The organism is Achromobacter sp. UMC71, from assembly GCF_014170305.1.
Taxonomy (GTDB): Bacteria; Pseudomonadota; Gammaproteobacteria; order Burkholderiales; family Burkholderiaceae_B; genus Achromobacter.
This window is the reverse complement of sequence record NZ_LZZT01000031.1, coordinates 265810-284013: the sequence shown is the minus strand read 5'-3', so window position 1 is coordinate 284013 and position 18204 is coordinate 265810. Positions and strand designations below refer to the sequence as shown.

The 18204-nt window shown below is 66.1% G+C and carries 14 protein-coding genes and 1 tRNA gene; 5 read left to right on the top strand and 10 right to left on the bottom strand.

The window, feature by feature from the left end:
- Positions 1 to 243 precede the first annotated feature (243 nt).
- Complete coding sequence (locus A9974_RS29615; protein ID WP_183005212.1) at positions 244 to 1659, top strand: RsmB/NOP family class I SAM-dependent RNA methyltransferase; 1416 nt, start codon at positions 244 to 246, stop codon at positions 1657 to 1659.
- A gap of 20 nt (positions 1660 to 1679) precedes the next feature.
- Here the strand turns inward: A9974_RS29615 and A9974_RS15490 are convergent, their stop codons facing one another.
- Positions 1680 to 2075 carry a hypothetical protein gene (locus tag A9974_RS15490; protein ID WP_183005046.1) on the bottom strand — a complete coding sequence of 132 codons (396 nt, stop codon included), beginning with the start codon at positions 2073 to 2075 and terminating at the stop codon, positions 1680 to 1682.
- Between the two features lie 352 nt (positions 2076 to 2427).
- On the opposite strand from A9974_RS15490, the gene A9974_RS15485 reads away from it, so the two are divergent.
- Genes A9974_RS15485 through A9974_RS15475 form a run of 3 tightly spaced genes read left to right on the top strand, consistent with a single transcriptional unit; the run spans position 2428 to position 6235 of the window.
- Positions 2428 to 3636, top strand: coding sequence for a fatty acid desaturase (locus A9974_RS15485; RefSeq protein WP_183005045.1), 1209 nt, complete (start codon positions 2428 to 2430; stop codon positions 3634 to 3636).
- A complete protein-coding gene (locus A9974_RS15480; protein ID WP_183005044.1) occupies positions 3633 to 5924 on the top strand; it encodes a UvrD-helicase domain-containing protein in 2292 nt (763 codons plus the stop codon). The genes A9974_RS15485 and A9974_RS15480 overlap by 4 nt, the downstream gene beginning before the upstream one ends.
- 5 nt (positions 5925 to 5929) lie before the next feature.
- A complete protein-coding gene (locus tag A9974_RS15475) occupies positions 5930 to 6235 on the top strand; it encodes a chorismate mutase (protein WP_183005043.1) in 306 nt (101 codons plus the stop codon).
- Between the two features lie 134 nt (positions 6236 to 6369).
- Here the strand turns inward: A9974_RS15475 and A9974_RS15470 are convergent, their stop codons facing one another.
- The 9 genes from A9974_RS15470 to dapC form a co-directional block, all read right to left on the bottom strand.
- A complete protein-coding gene (locus A9974_RS15470) occupies positions 6370 to 7644 on the bottom strand; it encodes a cytochrome-c peroxidase (protein WP_220805960.1) in 1275 nt (424 codons plus the stop codon).
- Positions 7617 to 10253: a TonB-dependent siderophore receptor gene (locus tag A9974_RS15465; protein WP_183005042.1), complete on the bottom strand. Its 2637-nt coding sequence runs from the start codon at positions 10251 to 10253 to the stop codon at positions 7617 to 7619. The genes A9974_RS15470 and A9974_RS15465 overlap by 28 nt, the downstream gene beginning before the upstream one ends.
- Before the next feature lie 118 nt (positions 10254 to 10371).
- A complete protein-coding gene (locus A9974_RS15460; protein WP_183005041.1) occupies positions 10372 to 11298 on the bottom strand; it encodes a FecR domain-containing protein in 927 nt (308 codons plus the stop codon).
- Positions 11299 to 11300: 2 nt separating this feature from the next.
- A complete protein-coding gene (locus A9974_RS15455) occupies positions 11301 to 11786 on the bottom strand; it encodes an RNA polymerase sigma factor (protein ID WP_183005040.1) in 486 nt (161 codons plus the stop codon).
- A 119-nt stretch (positions 11787 to 11905) separates the two neighbouring features.
- A complete protein-coding gene (locus A9974_RS15450; protein WP_183005039.1) occupies positions 11906 to 13840 on the bottom strand; it encodes an ATP-binding cassette domain-containing protein in 1935 nt (644 codons plus the stop codon).
- Entirely contained in the window at positions 13837 to 14733 is an 897-nt protein-coding gene (prmB, locus tag A9974_RS15445; RefSeq protein WP_183005038.1) for a 50S ribosomal protein L3 N(5)-glutamine methyltransferase, read from the bottom strand. Before prmB ends, A9974_RS15450 begins: the two co-directional genes overlap by 4 nt.
- 11 nt (positions 14734 to 14744) lie before the next feature.
- A complete protein-coding gene (dapE, locus tag A9974_RS15440) occupies positions 14745 to 15884 on the bottom strand; it encodes a succinyl-diaminopimelate desuccinylase (RefSeq protein ID WP_183005037.1) in 1140 nt (379 codons plus the stop codon).
- Between the two features lie 5 nt (positions 15885 to 15889).
- A complete protein-coding gene (dapD, locus tag A9974_RS15435; protein ID WP_183005036.1) occupies positions 15890 to 16711 on the bottom strand; it encodes a 2,3,4,5-tetrahydropyridine-2,6-dicarboxylate N-succinyltransferase in 822 nt (273 codons plus the stop codon).
- A 25-nt stretch (positions 16712 to 16736) separates the two neighbouring features.
- Positions 16737 to 17933, bottom strand: a complete 1197-nt coding sequence (dapC, locus tag A9974_RS15430) for a succinyldiaminopimelate transaminase (RefSeq protein ID WP_183005035.1) — start codon at positions 17931 to 17933, stop codon at positions 16737 to 16739.
- Between the two features lie 45 nt (positions 17934 to 17978).
- Here dapC and A9974_RS15425 point away from each other — a divergent pair.
- Positions 17979 to 18065: transfer RNA gene (locus A9974_RS15425), tRNA-Leu, on the top strand.
- Positions 18066 to 18204: the final 139 nt, after the last annotated feature.

The following is an 18204-nucleotide window of genomic DNA, read 5'->3' as shown; positions in this document are numbered from 1 at the left end:
CAAGGCCGTCCGGACTCGCGCCCGTCCTACGGCGCTCCGCGTGGCGAAAACCGCGGCGGCGAGCGTGGTTCGTACGGGTCGGACCGCCGCGAAGGCCAAGGCCGTCCGGATTCGCGTCCGTCCCACGGCGGCCCGCGCGACGAGACCGGCCACGGCCATCGCGAAGCGGCCGCGCCGCAGAAACCGCAATTCAATCGCCCGCGCCTGTCCTACGCCGCCAGCCGCATTGACCAGGTGCAGCGCGTGCTGGGCGAGATCCTGCAATGGACCTACCCGGCCGACGCCGCGCTGTCGCATTGGCTGCGCCACCATCCCGGCCTGGGCGCCCGTGACCGGTCCGAGGTCGCCGAGGCCGTCTACGACGTGCTGCGCCACCTGCGCCGCTACCGCCAGTTCGGCGAAAGCGGTGTCGGGCCGGCCTCGCGCCGCCTGGCGATCCTGGGCCTGGCCGCGACGCTGGGCGTGGACGCGCTGGAAGAGGGCATGGACGCCGCTGAAGCCGAATGGCTCAAGCGCGTGCTGCAGATCGACCTGGCGACCCTGCCGCGCGCCGTGCGCGGCAGCATCCCCGACTGGCTCGACGAGCGCCTCGCGCTCATGGACAGCCCGGAAACCCTGATCGAGGCGCTGAACCGCCAGGCTAGCCTGGACCTGCGCGTCAACCCGCTCAAGGCCGAGCGCGACGCCATGTTGACCGAGCTGCAGCAAAGCGCCGGCCGCTACGAACCCGTGGCCATGCCCTACTCGCCGTGGGGCATCCGCATGGAAGGCCGTCCGGCCATCAACCGCTGGCCGCAATTCGAAAACGGCAGCATCGAAGTGCAGGACGAAGGCAGCCAACTGCTGGCCCTGCTGGTGGCTCCGCGCCGCGGCGAAATGATCATCGACTTCTGCGCCGGCGCCGGCGGCAAGACCCTGCTGCTGGGCGCGCTGATGCGCTCGACCGGCCGGCTCTACGCCTTCGACGTCTCGGCCGCCCGTCTGGCCCGCGCCAAGCCGCGCTTTGCCCGCAGCGGCCTGTCGAACGTCGTGCCCGTCGTCATCGACAGCGAAAACGACACCCGGGTCAAGCGCCTGGCCGGCAAGGCCCAGCGCGTGCTGGTCGACGCGCCGTGCAGCGGCATCGGGACCCTGCGTCGCAACCCCGACCTGAAGTGGCGCCAGCACCCCGAGGCGCTGGCCGAACTGGGCCAATTGCAGGAGCGCATCCTGAACAGCGCCGCGCGCTGCGTCGCCCCGGGCGGACGCCTGGTGTACGCCACGTGCAGCCTGCTGGCCGAGGAAAACGAAGTGCAGGCCGAGCGCTTCCTGGCCAGCCATCCGGATTTCGAACGCGTCGATGCCGTTGAAATCCTGGCCGCGCGTTGCGAAAACCTGAAGCTGGAAGGCCCGTACGTCCAACTGCGTCCCGACGTGCATGGCACCGACGGCTTCTTCGCCGCGGTCTTCGAGCGCCGCAAGAAGGGCGCCGCCGTGGCCGATGCCGAGGCCGACGCGCAGACGGAAGAGGCCGCCGAGGCAGAAAACGCCGTGGTGGCGGACGGTAATGACGAAGCCGACGCCGTCGTGCAGGCCGAGTCGGAAACCGTTCAGGCCCAAGCGGCCGATGACCAGGCGTCGGTGGCGGCCGAGGCGGTCGAAGCCAAGCCCGCGGCCTGAGGCGCGCGGGTAGCGCCGGCTCAGGGAGCCGGCGCGATGCCCAGCGTGGCGCTGTAGCGGCGGGTGCCGACCGTCTTATTCTGGTATTTCACTTCCCAGGCCAGCGAGTCCGATCCGGCCTGGTTGGCCTGATAGACCAGCTGGGCGACCGGTACTGTCTTATATGCGCAACGTCCCGTTTCGCCGGATTGCCCCCGGGTCTGCACGATGCTGGCTGTGCCCAGGCGTGGCTGCAGCGTGATCGTCACGCGCGGCGCGCGCAGCGCCAGGCAATCCGACCCCCGAATCTCATAGTAAGACGCGAGCACGGCAATGTCCCCGGTTTTCAGCGATTGGGCGCCGGCGGCTGCCGTCACGGTCAGCCCGCACAGGGCCAGCATTGAAATAAAGTAGGGACGGGCTTTTTCGCGAAACATCGGAAGGGAACGGCAGGATGGTGGCGGGGGAAACGGACCGAAGTGTGCGCCAGACACGTGGCGCCCGCAAGACAGCCACCGGACCTGACAGGAACTTTAATGGCGCAATGTAGCCAAAACACCATGCCTTGCGAAGGTTTCCCCTGTCCCGGGAAGCGCCGGCCCCGCTGCCGGAAGTCCGCACGGTATCTGTCCGCGGCTTGCCAACGCCGCCGCGAGCGTGCGATTTTGTGCTTAAAAGCGGGGCTTAGTCCTTGATTTCGCTCAAAACTATTTTGAAACTCCCTTGTCATAAGATGGCAAAGGTAAGCTAAACTTCAGGCACTCTTCAAGCGAGGCTAACAACAGCTTTATGGATTACATCCTCTCCTTCATTGCCGGTGGTCTGACCCAAGCGTCTTGGTGGCAGGTCGTCGTATTCACCCTGGTAGTGACCCACATCACGATCGTGGCCGTCACCGTCTTCCTGCACCGTAGCCAAGCGCACCGCGGCCTGGATCTGCATCCGGCCGTCATGCACTTCTTCCGCTTCTGGCTCTGGATGACTACCGGCATGGTCACCAAGGAATGGGTTGCCATCCACCGCAAGCACCACGCCAAGTGCGAAAAGGAAGGCGACCCCCATTCGCCCATCCTGTTCGGCATCTGGAAAGTGCTGTTCCGCGGCGCTGAGCTCTACCGCGAAGAATCCAACAACAAGGAAACCATGGCCAAGTTCGGCCACGGCACGCCTGACGATTGGCTCGAACGCAACGTCTACAGCAAACACAGCCTGTGGGGCGTGCTGAGCATGCTCGCCATCGACATCGCCCTGTTCGGCGCCATCGGCGTCACGGTCTGGGCTGTCCAGATGGCCTGGATCCCCTTCTGGGCGGCCGGCGTTGTCAACGGTATCGGCCACTACTGGGGCTACCGCAACTACAACAGCCCGGACACCAGCACCAACGTGTTCCCCTGGGGCATCGTGATCGGCGGCGAAGAGCTGCACAACAATCACCACGCTCACGGCACGTCGGCCAAGTTCTCGGCCAAGTGGTACGAATTCGACATCGGCTGGTGCTACATCAACATCCTGAAGTTCCTGGGCCTGGCCAAGATCAAGAAGGTCGCGCCCAAGCTCAAGCTGGATGACTCCAAGACCGGCATCGACCTGCGCACGCTGCAAGGCGTGATCACGCACCGCTACGAAGTCATGGCCCGCTATGCGGACGTGATCAAGGGCGCTGCCCGCGAAGAACTCGCCAAGCTGAAGGCCTCGCGCCAGGACGGCAACGCGGATTGCGGCTGGAACAAGCTGCACAAGGTGCGCCGCGCCATCCACCGCAACGAGGACATCCTCCAGCCCGAGCAACTCGAAGCCGTGGACAAGGCCATCGCCCAGAACAAGTCGCTGTCGACCCTGGTGCAAATGCGCCGCGAACTCGGCCGCATCTGGGAAAGCTCCAGCGCCAGCAGCGAACAGCTCCTTCATGATCTGCAGGCCTGGTGCCAGCGCGCCCAGCAAAGCGGCATCGCCGGGCTCGAGCAATTCGCTCAACGTCTGCGCCGCTACGCGGCATGATGCTAGAGAAGCTCAACCCTGAACAACGCGCCGCAGTAACGTTAGAACCGCAGCACGCCCTGGTCCTGGCCGGGGCGGGCAGCGGGAAGACCCGGGTGCTCACCACCCGCATGGCCTGGCTGATTCAAACCGGCCAGGCTTCGCCTTTTGGGCTTCTGGCGGTCACGTTCACCAACAAGGCCGCCCGCGAAATGCTGGCGCGCATGTCGTCCATCCTGCCGATCGATACGCGCGGCCTCTGGATCGGCACCTTCCACGGTCTTTGCAACCGCATGCTGCGTGCGCATCATCGCGATGCCGGCCTGCCGCAAACGTTCCAGATCCTTGATGTCACCGATCAGTTGGCGGCCATCAAGCGCCTGATGAAAGCCAACGGCGTCGACGACGAAAAGTACCCGCCGCGCGACGTGCAACGCTTCATCAACGGCGCCAAGGAAGAAGGCCTGCGTCCGAACGACGTCGAAGCTTACGACGCCCACCGCCGCCGCCTGATCGAGATCTACCAACTCTACGAAGCCCAATGCCAACGCGAAGGCGTGGTGGATTTCGCCGAATTGCTGCTGCGCGCCTACGAACTGCTGTCGCGCAACGCGCCCGTGCGCGAGCACTACCAGCGGCGCTTTCGCCACATCCTGGTCGACGAGTTCCAAGACACCAACACGCTGCAGTACAAGTGGCTGCGCTTGTTGGCCGGCGGCGGCGCGGCGATTTTCGCCGTGGGCGACGACGACCAGTCCATCTATGCGTTCCGCGGCGCTAACGTCGGCAATATGTCCGACTTCGAGCGCGACTACGCGCACGGCACCGTCATCCGCCTGGAGCAGAACTACCGCTCGTACGGCCACATCCTGGATTCGGCCAACGCGTTGATCGGCCACAACAGCGGCCGCCTGGGCAAGAACCTCTGGACCGACCAGGGCGAGGGCGAGCCGGTACGCGTCATCGAGCAGCCGTCGGACGGTATGGAAGCCCAATGGATCGTGGACGAAATCCGTTCGCTGATCCACGAAGGCAGCCTGCGCCGCGAGATCGCCGTGCTCTACCGCAGCAACGCGCAATCGCGCGTGATCGAGCACGCCATCTTCTCGGCCGGCATTCCGTACAAGGTCTACGGCGGCCTGCGCTTTTTCGAGCGCCAGGAAATCAAGCACGCGCTGGCCTACCTGCGCCTGATGGCCAATCCGCACGACGATACCTCCTGGATGCGGGTGGTCAATTTCCCCACGCGCGGCATTGGCGCGCGCACGTTGGAACAGCTGGCCGATGCGGCCCGCGCGCACGATTCCAGCCTGTATGCGGCCGTGGCCATGGTGGCGGGCAAGGGCGGGTCCAACCTGGCCCAGTTCGCCCAGCTTATCCATCGCCTGATCGAAGAAACGCGCGATCTGCCGTTGCCCGAAATGGTCGAGCACATGCTCGAGGCCAGCGGCCTGAACGCGCACTACAAGGCCGAACGGGAAGGCGCCGAGCGCCTGGAGAACTTGAACGAACTGATCACCGCCGCGGCGGTGTTCGCGTCCGAGGAAAACTACGACAGCCTGCCGGCCGGCGTGCCACCCGCACAGGACACCTCGTCCACGCTGGCGCCGGGTGTGGTCGATGCGCCGCCCGTGGTCGCCGACACCATGACGCCGCTGGCGGCGTTCCTGTCGCACGCGGCCCTGGAAGCCGGCGACAATCAGGCCCAGCAAGGCCAGGACGCCGTGCAGCTCATGACCGTGCACGCGGCCAAGGGCCTGGAGTTCGATGCGGTTTTCATCACGGGTCTTGAAGAAGGGCTGTTCCCGCACGAGAACAGCATCCTGGAGCAATCCGGCCTGGAAGAAGAACGCCGCCTGATGTATGTGGCGATCACGCGCGCACGGCAGCGCCTGTACATCAGCCTGGCGCAAAGCCGCATGCTGCATGGCCAGACGCGTTACGCCATGCGCTCGCGCTTCCTGGACGAAATCCCCGAACAGCACCTGAAATGGCTGTCGCCCAAGGCCGGCCTCGCGCCGGTCAGCAGCACGGGCGCCGGCTGGAACGGCAACCGCGGCGACGCATTTGGCCGCAAGGCCACCAACACCATTGCGCCGCGTCAACCGCGCGGCACGGCCACCGGCGTCACGGTGGGCGATAAGCAGTATCGTGTGGGGCAGGGTGTACACCATGCGCGTTTCGGCGACGGCACGATCATCGGCTTGAGCGGTGCGGGTCAAGACGCGCAGGCCGAAATCCAGTTCCGCGATGTGGGTGCCAAGACCTTGGCGCTGGGCATCGCCAAGCTTGATATTGTTCAAGGTTAATAGACATGGCCAATAACGATTCTCCGCAAGCCGAGCTGTCGGCACTGCGCGCCGAGGTCGATGAAATCGACCAGCAGATCATCCTGCTGCTGGGTGTGCGGTTCCGCTGCACGGACATGATCGGCGAACTCAAGCAGGCCCACGACATGGATCTGGTGGATCCGGTGCGCGAAGACCAGCAGGTCCAGCGTATCCGCCGCCTGGCCGAGGAAGCCGGCGTGCCGGCGGCGCTGGCCGAGACCATCCTGCGTGAAGTGATCGATACCGTCGTCGACCACCACACCCGTCTGCGCGAGCGTCCTTACTCCTGATCCAGGGGGGAGCGAGTGCCAGGGATTGCCATCCCGTAGCGCGCTGGCAGGTTGCCGCATCATGCGCTGGGTTGCCTCTCGGTAATCCGCAAGCTCGCCAGTAAAAGCTGCGTCCGTAACGGACGCAGCTTTTTTTACAGCACCTTCAAGAACGCCAACAACGCATCAATCTCGTCCGGGCTCAGGTCCAGCGGCTTGATGTGTTCCGACTTGCGCGGCGCATACGGGTCGGGCGGATTCGCGGGGCCGGGCTCGCGGCCCATGCCGGCGTTGTACATTCGCAGCAGCCCCTTCAGGTCCGGAAACAGGCCGTTATGCATCCACGGGCCGGCGCGCGAAACATTGCGCAGGCTGGGCGTGCGGAATGTGCCCAAGTCGCCGGGATCCCGCGTGACCTCGAAGCGTCCCAGGTCCTGATTGCGGCGGCCATAGAACGACAGGCCGATATTGTGGAACTGGTGATCGGTCAGCAGCGCGCCGCTGTGGCAGTTCATGCAGCGGGCCTGGGTACGGAACAGGTGCATGCCCAACAGTTCGGTGTCGTCCAGCGCATCCCTGCGGCCCGCGATGAACGCGTCGAAACGGGTGGGTTCTGGCCGCAGCGAGGCCACATAGGCCGCCAGCGCGCGCGCCATGCGGTCCGCGTCCACGGGCGACTGCGATGCAGGGGCCGCGCCAAACGCCTTCAGGAACAGCGGCGGATAGGCCTCGGCCAGCCGCAGCCGCGCCACCGCGCCGGCGGCGTCGTGGTTCATCTCGCGTGGATCGTGCAGAGGGCCCAGCACCTGCTCTTTCAGGCTGGCCGCGCGCCCGTCCCAGAACAGGCGCGGCGCGAACGGCGCGGCGAACAACGGCGTGGAGCGCCGCCGGCCCATCAGCTTGTCCTCGCCCACCGCCAACGCCAGGCCATCGGTGAAGGCGCGCTGCGGCAGGTGACAGGACGCACAGGATACTTGCCCCTTGCGCGACAGCCGGGTGTCGAAGAACAGCGTCTGGCCCAGTGTAACGATGGGCGCGCGCGCCACGTCGGCGGCCAGCTCTGTCTGGCCGGGATTGACGGCAGTCCAGCTCAGCGGCGGGCTGGTGGCGGGGGGGACGGACGTCCATTCCGTCCAGTGCACGCCGGGATCGATGGTCGGCGCGGGCCACGTCGAGGCGGGCCCGGCATAGCGCGACCGCAGGCAGGCGGCGTCCCAGCCGGTGGCGCTGTGGCACGCGGCGAGGGGGGGCGATGCGGGTGGATGGTTTGCTGGGGCGGGCAGAGTGGCACTGGACGGCCGAGCCGATGCCGCGATGCCGGGGGCGACGGCTCGGGGCTTGTCGGCGCCGGTGGCATCACCGCCCCACGCGGCGCCGGCCATCGCCAGCGCCGCGCCCGCGATCAGAAGCGGTAGCCGACTTGCAGCCATAGCTCGCGTCCCGATTGGAAGGTGCTGCGATTGGTTTTCAGGTTGGGATTGCTGGCTGTCACCGCGGGCATGCGGTTCAGCACGTTCAACACCTCGACCGTGAATTCCAGATTGCGCGCGAAGGTGGGTTGCCAGGCCAGCTTGGTGTCCCAGGTCCAGTACGACGGCAGCTCGCCGGATTCGTAGCGGTCCAGGTAATAGGGCTTGGGCCCCACCCCGACATAGATGGTGGCGTCGCGCTTGCTGCGCCAGTTCACCATGTTGCTCCACGTCAGCCCGGCGCGCGGCCACGCGCCGATCAACGTCATCGTGGCGACCTGCGGTTGGTAGAAGGTGCTGGGCGGCAGGTCGATGGCGCGCATCTGCGAACCGTTGTAGATCACGTAGTCGTCCGGCGCGCGGGCATCGCCGGTGTAGCCTTCGACCAGATCGGCGTTGGTCTTGCGCTTCTGCCAGCTCCACGACGCCTGCATGTTCCAGCGCGTCTCGCCCAGGCGCCAGGGTTCCAGCATGCGCAGCGTCAGGCTCACGCCGTCGGTGGTGGACAGGCCGTCGTTGGTGTACTTGTAGCCGTCGCGCTCGTTGCCCGTCTTGGTCCATTGATCGCGGCCGTTGCGATGCACGTAGCTCAGCACGCCTTCCACGCCGGCCATGCGCTGACGCAGCGACACGGCCCATTCGTCGTCATAGGGCATGCGCAGGCCCTTGTATTGAACGAAGTATTCCTTGTCGCCGTTGGCCACCGGCTTGCCCTTGGCGTCCAGCACCTGCTTGCGCAGGCGGCTGCGTTCGGCTTCCAGCGCGGTCTCCAGGACTTCGGCGCCGTAGTAGCGCGACCAGCCGGCGCTGAGCAGCGTGTCGCCCGATCCGACCATGTCCCAGTCCAGGCGGGTGCGCGGCGAGATATTGTTGTTGCCCAGGAACGTCTCGCGGTCGTAGCGCACGCCGGCATCCAGCGCCAGGCGCTGCCATTCGATACGGTCGGACAGGTACAGGCCGGCCATGTCGTAGTTCACGTCCACGGTGCCCGGCAGGTAGCGGACCTTGCTGAAGTCCTGGTACTTGCCATTGGCGCTGTAGGCACGGCGGTAGGAATACGATTCCTGGTAGCGCTTGAATCCCGCCTCGATATGCTGGATGTCGGCGCCCGCGTACAGGCTGTGGGTGAAGACGCCGGTACGCACCGGGTCCAGGTCGAAGCGGCCCTTGAGCGTCCAAGTGTCCTGCTGCGTCTGTTCGCGCCCGAAGCCGCCGGCGGTGTACTGCGGCAGCTTGTACGGCTGGTAGGTCACGAGCTCGTTGCCCACCGATTTGCGGTTGCTCATCGAGCGGTCCCAGCCAGCCTGCAACGTGAAGCGCCCGCCCTGGAACAGGTGATCCACATTGCCGCTGACGCCGCGCGCGCCGTGGTTGTTGTCCCAGCGCGTGTTGCGGAACAGGTCGCTGGCCAGGGTTTCGCGGCGGTCGCTGTATTTCAGCGTCAGATCGGCAATGGTGTCGGCGCTGGCGCGCACGCTGAACTTGCCCAGGAAGTTGTCGATGCGGTCCTGGTAGCGGTCCTGTCCGGGCAGCGGCTGGCCCTTGTCATCGACGCCCATGTTCCAGCGCGTGATGTCCGATTCGCGGCGCGACATGGCCAGCACCGCGCCGGCTTTCTCGCTGAACGCAATATCGCCCACGGCCGAATAGAAGCGCTTTTTCCATTCCGGCGAATAGCCGGGCTTGCCTTTCGCCCAACTGGCCTCGTCGCCTTCGGACACCTGCTGCTGCGTCATTTTCGACGTGTTCCAGCGGTAGTCCAGGTTCAGGTGGTTCTCGCCGGAAAAGCGGCGCAGCCGCGCATCCACCACGCCGCCGGTGAAGCGCCCATATTCCACCGGCACGAAACTATCGTGAACGCGCACCTCTTCCAGCAGGCTGGTGTCCACGAAGTACGACTGCGGATTGCTGGGGATGTTGCCGACCTGCAGGTTCAGGTTCTTGCTGGCTGGATCCACGCGGTTTGTCGCGTCCATGCCGTCGATCTGGAACAGGTTCTGGTAGGGGCTGGAGCCGTGGAAGGAGATGTCCTCGACGTTGAGCGAGCCGCGGTTCTGCGAACCAGCCGCGCCTGGGTTGGTACGGACCGCCGGGTGGGTGGCGAGCAGCGTGCTCAGGTCCCGGTTCGATGACGGCGTTTCGGCGATTTCCTCGCGTCCGTAGACGCGCTCGCCGACCTGTTCGCCGTAGACCCGCACCGCGTCCAGCCGCAGAGGCGAAAACTGGGTGGTCTTGTCCACGAAGACGATATAGCGGCCCGGACCGTCGGCGCGCAGCGCCAGGCCGGAACCGGCCAACAGCTTGTCCAGCGCCAGCAGAGCCGAGTATTCGCCTTGCAGCGCGGGAGCGGTCTTGCCCGCCACCGCGGCGGGCGGGAACGAAATCTCCAGCCCGGCCTGGCGGCCCAGTGCCAGCAGGGCTTCACCCAACGGTTGAGCGGGTATGTCGTAGGTGGCGGCGCGTGCTGGCGGCTGCGCCGCGGCGGGCGCTGTCAGCGCGAGTACGGCGCAAAGGAGGGCGGCTGAAGCGCCTGCCAGGCGCCGGGGGGTGCCGTCGAAGGGGAAAGCCATGGATACGTCCCAAGCGGTGTTGATGTCAGCCGTAGGACGTGGCCACGCAGCGTTTACCTCAGTGCCTGGGTGATGAATAATTTATATCGATTCTCATTTACCGATTGGCCGTGGCCCGTCAACGCAGGATCAGCACCCCCGGCAGATCGGTGATCCGTATCTTGGTCTGGGCCAGCAGCAAGGCCAGCGCTCGCTTGGGATCCGCGATATTGGCCGTGCCGGACACATGCGTGCCCTGGGCCAGATCGCCCAGCACCAGGATGTGCTTGCCGGTGTAGCGCGACAGTTGCGCGGCGGCATCGGGCAGCGAGGCATTGTTGAATGCCAGCAGCCCCTGGCTCCAGTCGGGCGCGCCTTCCTTGGGGGCGTCGCTGGGATCGAGGCCGGCAGCGGACACCACGGCGCTCTGGCCCGGTTCCAGGATCAGCGATTGGCCATCGGCGCAGGCCAGGCACTGCACCGCGACGCGATGCTGATAGACCGTGACATGAGTGCCGCCGGATCCGAGCGCCACGCTGTAGCGGGTGCCCAGCGCGGCCGCCGAGGCGTCGGCCGTGGTCACGGTGAAGGCCGGACCGCCGGCCACGCGAGGCGCCGCATTGAACAACGCCTGGCCGGCCAGCAGCCGCACCGTGCGTGTGTCGGGTCCGAAATCGATCGCGATGGCAGAATGCGCATCCAGCACGGCGGTGGATCCGTCGGGCAGGACCACGCGCAGCACTTGGGCGCCGCTGGCGTAGTCCGCGCCAGGATGAAAATCCCCCAGCATGTGCCACGCCATGCCGGTTGCCGCCAGCAGCGCCAGCGCCAAGACGGCGCGGCGCTTGCGGGTTGGCCGCGAGGCGAGCTTGCCGCGATCGATCTCGCCCATGCGGCGCCACACCCGCGCCAGCCTGTCGTAGGCGGCCGCGTGGCTGGCGTCGGCCTGATACCAGGCATCGAATTCCGCCTGGGTCTGCGCATCCAGCGGCTGCCCGCTGGCGCGCACCACCCAGCGCGAGGCTTCTTCATTGGCGGCCCGGGGCCGGCGGGCGGAAGGCGCCATGCTTACGCCAGCGCCTGGTCGCAGGCGAGCAGGATACGCATCATGTGCTTTTCCACCGCGCTGACCGAAATCGCGAAGCGTTCGGCGATGGCGCGATAGGTCAGCCCCTCGTGGCGATGCAGGACGAAGACATCCAGGCTGCGGCGGGGCTGGGCGAGCAGGGCGGCTTCCAGCTGGCGCAGCAATTGATTGGCGGCTGCGACATCCAGCGTGTCGGCTTCAAAGCAGGGGGGCTGGGCCGCCGCGTAGTCGGCCGTCGCGGTCAGTTCGCGGCTGCGGCGGCGGTGCCAGTCGGTGGCGATGTTGGCCGCCACCCGGAAGACGTACGCGCGGTCATTGTCCGGGCGGGTCTTGTCCTTGAACTCGGCCAGTTTGATCCAGGTGTCCTGCGCGCAGTCCTGGGCCACATCGCGAGATCCGGTGCGCAGCGAAAGAAAGCCCAGCACCTCGCGGTAGTGGCGGAGAAATACATCGGTAAGCGAAGACATATCGCTGACGCCCAGCGCCAGATAGAGTCAAATTCGCAACCAATTATAAATGATAACTATTATTATTAATAGGCTCAGGCGGCGGGGAACGAGGCGGGCGGCGTGGCCGCCCGCCGGATTCAGGCTTCGCTCTGGTCGATCTCTTCCAGCGAACCCTGCAGTTCAAGCCACTGCTCTTCCAGCGTTTCCATGCGCTTGCCGTGTTCGCCGTGCTCGGCCATGATCTTCTGGCGTTCGCTGCGGCGCGCATCCGAATACAGATCGGGGTCGGCGATGACGCCGTCCAGCGCGTGCAGCTTGGCGCGCAGCTTTTCCATTTCGGATTCCACCTTGGCCAGCTTGGCTTCCAGCGGCTTGCGCAAGGTGGACAGGCGTTGGCGTTGTTCGGCTTCGGCGCGCCGCTGCGCCTTGCGGTCGACGACGGGCTCACCATTTTCGGCGTTTTCGCGCGCGGCATCGGCGCGTTCACCGGCATTGCGGGCCGCCAACCAGTCCCGGTAGTCTTCCAGGTCGCCGTCGAATTCGCGCACGGCGCCATCGGCGACGATCCAGAAACTGTCCACGGTGGTGCGCAGCAAGTGGCGGTCATGCGAGACCAGCAGCATGCTGCCGCCAAACTCGGCCAGCGCGGCGGCCAGGGCCTCGCGCGTTTCCACATCCAAGTGGTTGCTGGGTTCGTCCAGCAGCAGCAGGTTGGGCTTTTGCCAGACGATCAGCGACAGCGCCAGGCGGGCTTTTTCGCCGCCCGACATGGGGCCGACCTTGCTGCTGACCGTATCGCCCGAAAAACCGAAGCCGCCCAGGTAATTGCGCAGTTCCTGCTCGCGTGTTTCCGGGGCCAGCCGTGCCAGGTGCGCCAGCGGCGTGCTGTCCACATCCAGCATGTCCAGCTGGTGCTGGTGGAAGTAGCCGATTGCCAGCCCGCGCGAGGCGCGGCGTTCGCCGGCCTGCACGGGGATTTCCTCGGCCAGCGTCTTGATCAGCGTGCTCTTGCCCGCGCCGTTCGCGCCCAGCACGCCCACGCGGCTGCCTGCGCGCACCATCAGGGTCACGTCGCGCAGGATCGGCACGGCGTTGCCCGCGGCGTCCGTATAGCCGGCCGACAGGTGTTCCAGCGTCAGCAGCGGATCCGGCACCTGCTCGGGCGACGGGATACGGATGTCGATGCCGGCCTCGGCCTGCAGCGGCGCCAGCACCTGCATGCGGGCCAGCGCCTTGACGCGGCTCTGGGCCTGCTTGGCCTTGGACGCCTTGGCCTTGAAACGGTCGATGAAGCCCTGCAGACGGGCCGCTTCGCGCGTCTGGCGTTCGTACGCGATATTGGTCTGGCGCAGGCGTTCGGCGCGCTGCGTCAGGAAGTCGCCATAGCCGCCGCGATAGCGCGTCAGCTTGGCGTGGTCGAAGTGCAGGATGGACTTGGCCACCGCGTCCAGGAACTCGGTGTCGTGCGAGATCAGCATGACGGTGCCGGGATAGGCGGTCAGCCATTTCTCCAGCCACAGCATCGCGTCCAGATCCAAGTGGTTGGTGGGCTCGTCCAGCAGCAGCAGTTCGGACGGCGCCATCAGCGCGCGCGCCAGCGCCAGGCGCATGCGCCAGCCACCGGAAAAGCTCGCCACCGGCTGGGTCCATTCGGCGGGCTTGAAGCCCAGGCCGGCCAGCAATTGCTCGGCGCGCGAGGCGGCGCTCCAGGCGCCGGCCTCTACCAGCGCCGCTTCGACCTCGGCGATCTGCGTGCCCTGATCATCCGTCAACGTGGCGCGGCGCGCCTGCAAGGCACGCAAGCCGGTGTCGCCATCGATGACGAATTCGCGGGCAGGGCGGTCGTCGGCGTGCAGTTCCTGTTCGACGCTGGCGATGCGCCAGCCGGCAGGCAGTGCCAGGTTGCCGGCGTCCAAGTCCAGCGCGCCGGTCAACAGGGCGAACAGCGATGACTTGCCGGCGCCGTTCTTGCCCACGATGCCGACGCGCTCGCCCGGATGCACCACGAATTCAGCGTCGTCCAGCAGCACCTTCGTGCCGCGGCGCAGGGTCAATCCAGTAGCGCGTATCACGTCGTCAGTTGCTCGCGAGTCAGCAGCAGAAGCTGGTCGGACGCTTCTGCCGTATCCAGCCATACCGGCGAGAGCTCGGGGAAGGCGGCTTCGAAGAAATCGCGCTCGTGGCCGATTTCCAGCACCAGCACGCCGTTTTCCGTCAGGAATCGCGGCGCGGCTTCAAGAATGCGCCGCACCAGGTCCATGCCGTCGGCGCCGCCGGCCAGCGCCAATTGGGGCTCGTGGCGGTATTCCTGCGGCAGCACGTCCATGGAGCCGCTGTTCACGTAGGGCGGATTGCACACGATCACGTCGTACTGGCGCTCCGGCAGACTGTCGAACAGATTGCTCTGGTGCAGTTCCAGCCGGTCGGCCAGGCCGTAATCGTCGACATTGCGGCGGGCCACGTCCAGCGCATCCGGCGACACGTCCACGGCGTCCACATGGGCGTACGGGAACGCCATGGCCGACAGGATGGCCAGGCAGCCCGAGCCGGTGCACATGTCCAGCACGTTGTCGACGGCCTGCGCGTCCTGCACCCAGGGCGACAGGCCTTCGTCCAGCAGCTCCGCGATGGGCGAGCGCGGCACGATGACGCGCTTGTCCACATAGAAGCGATGCCCGCGCAGCCAGGCCTCGTTGGTGAGGTAGGCGGCCGGCACGCGCTCGGTCACGCGGCGGTCGATCAGTTCCAGCACGCGGTTGCGCTCTTCGCTGAGCACGCGGGCGTCCAGGAAGGGCTCCAGCGTGTCCAGCGGCAGATGCAGCGCGTGCAGGACCAGGTAGACCGCCTCGTCCCAGGCGTTGTCGCTACCATGACCCAGCGCCACCTCGGCGGCGTTCAGGCGCGATACGCCGTAGCGGATCAGGTCGCGCAGGGTCAGCAGTTCTTGGCGGGCGGATTGATACATGAGGGGGCTTTTTACTTGGCGAGCAGGAGGTTTTCCAGCGTGCGCCGATAGATGTTTTTAAGCGGGTCCAGCGAGGCCAGCTCGATACGCTCGTTGACCTTGTGGATCGTGGCGTTGCAAGGGCCGAACTCGATGACTTGCGGACAGATCTTGGCGATGAAGCGGCCGTCGGACGTGCCGCCCGTGGTGGACAGCTCGGCCGTCACCCCGGTTTCGTCGCGGATCGCCTTGACCAGCGCGTCGGTCAGCGAACCACGCGGCGTCAGGAAGGGCTCGCCGCCCAGGTCCCAATCCAGCGTGTATTCCAGGCCATGCCGGTCCAGCACTTCGTGCACCCGCGCCTGCAGGCTTTCCGGCGTGCTGGCGGTGGAGAAACGGAAGTTGAACAGCGCCACGGCCTCGCCCGGCACCACGTTCGTGGCGCCCGTGCCCGAGTTCAGGTTCGACACCTGGAACGTGGTCGGCGGGAAATACTCGTTGCCCTGGTCCCATTCGATCTTGACGATGTCGGCCAGCGCCGGCGCCAGCTGGTGCACCGGGTTGCGGGCCAGGTGCGGGTAAGCCACATGGCCCTGGATACCCTTGACCGTCAGCGTGCCCGACAGCGAGCCGCGGCGGCCGTTCTTGCAGGTATCGCCCAGCACGTCGCCCGACGTCGGCTCGCCGACGATGCAGTAATCCATCTGTTCGCCACGCGCCTTGAGCGCGTCGCAGACGATGGCGGTGCCGTCGATTGACGGGCCTTCTTCGTCGGAGGTGATCAGCAGCGCGATCGAACCGCCGTGCTGCGGATTGGCCGCCACGAATTCCTCGGCCGCCACCACGAAGGCGGCGATCGAGCTTTTCATGTCGGCCGCGCCGCGGCCGTACAGGAAACCGTCGCGCTCGGTGGGCACGAACGGATCGCTTTCCCACTTGTCGCGCGGGCCGGGGGGCACCACGTCCGTGTGGCCGGCAAAGACCGCCAGCGGCGCGCTCGTGCCGCGCCGTGCCCACAGATTGGTGACACCGCCCTGGGCGATGGTTTCGCAGGTGAAGCCGATGCGCGCCAGGCGCGCCGCCAGCGTCGCCTGGCAGTCCGCGTCCGCCGGGGTGACCGACGGGCGCGAGATCAGATCTTTGACCAGATCCAGAACAACAGAGCCCGACATTTACGTTACGCCCTCAACAGATCATTGATGCTGGTCTTGGCGCGCGTTTGCGCGTCGACCCGCTTGACGATCACGGCGCAGGCCAGGCTGTGCGTGCCGTCGGCCGACGGCAGCGAGCCCGGGACCACCACCGAACCCGACGGTACGCGGCCGTAGGTGACCTTGCCCGTGGCGCGGTCATAGATCTTGGTGCTTTGCGACAGGTACACGCCCATGGCCAGCACCGAGTTCTCTTCGACGATCACGCCTTCCACGACTTCCGAGCGGGCGCCGATGAAGCAGTTGTCTTCGATGATGGTGGGGTTGGCTTGCAGCGGTTCGAGCACGCCGCCGATACCGACGCCACCGGACAGGTGGACGTTCTTGCCGATCTGCGCGCACGAACCGACGGTGGCCCAGGTATCGACCATTGTGCCTTCATCGACATAGGCGCCGATGTTCACGTACGAGGGCATCAGCACCACGTTGCGGCCCAGGAAGGCGCCACGGCGGGCCACGGCGGGCGGCACCACGCGGTAGCCGCCTTGCTTGAACGCGTTGTCGCCGTATTCCGAGAACTTCAGCGGCACCTTGTCGTAGAACTGCAGCGGGGCCTGGCCCATGATGGCGTTGTCGTACAGACGGAACGACAGCAGCACCGCCTTCTTGATCCACTGGTGCACGACCCAGTCGTCATTGATTTTTTCGGCCACGCGCAGGCGGCCCAGGTCCAGCCCGTCGATAGTGTGCTCGACGGCTTCGCGCACTTCGGCGCTGGCGTCGCCGGACGACAGGTTGGCCCGGTCATCCCAGGCTTTTTCGATGGTGGTCTGCAGGTCGAGAGTCATAACGGGTCAGCTTTTCAAAGGTTGATCAAACAGAAGTATGTACAAAATGGGCAATGCGTTCGGCCGCCTGCACGCAATCGGCCAACGGCGCCACCAGGGCCAGCCGGATGCGGCCATGTCCCGGATTCACGCCGTGCGCGTCCCGGGCCAGGAAACTGCCCGGCAGCACGGTAACACCCGTGCGGCCGTAAAGGTCGCGGGCAAACGCCGTATCGGACCCCGGCGTGGCCGCCCACAGGTAAAACGATGCCTGCGGCCGGGACACGTCCAGCACGTTTTGCAAAATGGGCAGCACCGCTTCGAATTTTTCCCGATACAGGCGCCGGTTGTCCTTGACGTGGGCCTCATCCGTCCACGCTGCGACACTGGCCGCCGACACAATCGGGCTCATGGCGCTGCCATGATACGTGCGATACAGCAGGAAGCGGCCGATCAGCGCGGCGTCGCCCGCCACGAAACCCGAGCGCAGTCCGGGCACGTTGGAGCGCTTGGACAGGCTGGAGAACGCCACCAGGTTGCGGTAGTCGTTGCGGCCCAGGCGGCGCGCCGCCTGCAGGCCGCCCAGCGGCGGATTGCCTTCGTCCAGGTAGATCTCGGAATAGCACTCGTCCGACGCGATTACGAAACCATGGCGGTCCGACAGGGCAAACAGGTCTTCCCATTCGTCCAGCGTCATCACATTGCCGGCCGGATTGCCCGGCGAGCACACGAACACCAGACGCGTCTTCTTCCAGACTTCGTCCGGCACCCGGTTCCAGTCGCAGGCGAAATTGCGCAGCGCGTCCGCATTGACGTAATAGGGCGTGGCCCCGGCCAGTAACGTCGCGCCTTCGTAGATCTGGTAGAACGGGTTGGGGCAGATCACCACCGACCCGGCCGACGGATCGATTACCGTCTGCGTAAAGGCAAACAGCGCCTCGCGCGAGCCCAGCGCCGGCAGCACCTGGGTCTCGGGATCCGGCGCCGGAATGCTGTAGCGCCGCGCCAGCCACTCGGAGATCGCCCGGCGCAGAGCCGGGTCGCCCTTGGTCGACGGGTACACCGACAACCCGCCCAGATGGTCGCGGATCGCCTGCCCGACGCGCTCCGGCGCGGCGTGCTTGGGCTCGCCAATCGACAGATTGATGGGCGTCAGGCCGTCCGGTTGCGAGCTGGCCGAAGCCAGCAACGCCCGCAATTTTTCGAACGGGTAGGGGTGTAAAGCATCGAGGCGCGGATTCATGACGCAAGATTTTAACAAGCAAGCTACAATAGCGGGCTTGGCTTTGCGAAGGTGGCGAAATTGGTAGACGCACCAGGTTTAGGTCCTGACGCCGTAACAGGTGTAGGGGTTCGAGTCCCCTCCTTCGCACCAAACCCCTATTAGATGCTGTTTCACCCCGAGTGGGCAGTCCTTGGATGGGCAATTTCCCTAAATGGGCAGCCCCCAGGCGAGCAGTGTCTGCAAGACTGTTGCAACTGGCTTTCAGGCCGGATTGCAGCCCTGAAACCCC